The 1,297-nt window shown below is 72.2% G+C and carries 2 protein-coding genes; both read left to right on the forward strand.

What is annotated here, in order from left to right; genetic code table 11:
- Nucleotides 1-25 precede the first annotated feature (25 nt).
- The gene (locus FH969_RS16195) at nt 26-583 is read left to right on the forward strand and encodes an HNH endonuclease signature motif containing protein (protein WP_425462475.1); all 558 of its coding nucleotides are present in this window, start codon (nt 26-28) and stop codon (nt 581-583) included.
- Nucleotides 584-919: 336 nt separating this feature from the next.
- On the forward strand, nt 920-1,297 hold a 378-nt coding region (locus FH969_RS14955), incomplete at its 3' end, for a Rho termination factor N-terminal domain-containing protein (protein ID WP_180359836.1).

Here is a 1,297-nt window from a genome sequence, read left to right on the forward strand (position 1 = left end):
GCACTGCCAGTGGCCCGGATGCGTGATGCGGGCGGCGTGGTGCGAGGTGCACCACGTGATCGAGTGGAACCAGGGTGGTGACACGTCCCTGGTGAACGCCGTGACGTTGTGTCGCGAGCATCACCACCGCGTCCACCGCGACCACACCCACATCACCCCCACCCGCGGTGGGTTCACCTTCACCACCGCCCAAGGACGGACGATCGGCACCACCACCCGTTTGGACGACGAGCTCCTCGTCCCGAAACGCCGACCCACCGGCGTGGGGAGAACTCTGCCCACCAACGGATCGAGCGACGACGGACCCGGCGGCGGGCGAGGCGGTGGCAGCGGGTCCAGCGGTTGTGACGCACGAGGTGGCGCAACTCCTGGCGGAGCCCCGCCCAGCGGCGGAACCGGCGGTGGCGCGGCTCCTGGCGGAGGACTGTCCGGTGGCGACAGCCCCGGCGACGACGGATCCAACGCAGGCGCGGCTCCCGGCGCAGCCCTGCCCGGTGGCGAGCGGGGCGGAAGTCTGCGCGACGGCGAGCGAGGTGGAGGAACTCCCGATGCATCGCCGGGCGGGCCGGCCGCCTTGTGGTGAGTGCGAGATCGACCGCATCGATGAGTGCGGCGGGGGCGACCCGGGTGACGGTCGGCGGTCGGCGGTCGGCGATCGCAGTCAGGGGTCAGCCGTTGACCGCAGAACGCGCGTGACGCGCGGCACGTCACGCAACACGTCGCGACGGCGTTGACGGTGTACCCTGGGCGTACAGCACCCCGCAACGCCTCCTGCAGAGGCCCGTGCAGATGCACGTGTCGCGTGCCAGCGGCCGATTCTTCCGTGGCGGTGCTTCCCCCCGGTGCCGGCTCAGACGCCCGTACCGTTCGGACCTCAGAACAACGCGTCCATCATCGACGCAGATCCAGTGAGGAACCTGTGACCAACAGCACCGACACCGCCGCAGCCCGTGGCGGGTCACTGAGCGCCCTCAAGCTCGTGCAGCTGCAGGAGATGGCCGGCGCGCTCGGAATCTCCGGCATCTCGAAGATGCGCAAGGGCGACCTCGTCACGGCCATCGAGTCGCGTGGCGGCTCCCGGCCGGCCCCGGCGTCCGCGGCCGCAGCACCCGCGGCGGCAGCACCCGCGACCGACGGCGAGCACTCCGCTCCGGCGCGTCGCACCCGCCGCGCGCAGCGCGTCGCGGGCGAGAGCGCGCCGAACACGTCGAACGAGGGTGGCGAGGGCGACACCCTGCGCAACGCCTCGCGTGACGACTCGAGCGAGGGTGGCCAGCGCGACAGCGTGCGCAACGCC

It is taken from the genome of Miniimonas arenae (assembly GCF_006351005.1).
Lineage (GTDB): Bacteria > Actinomycetota > Actinomycetes > Actinomycetales > Beutenbergiaceae > Miniimonas > Miniimonas arenae.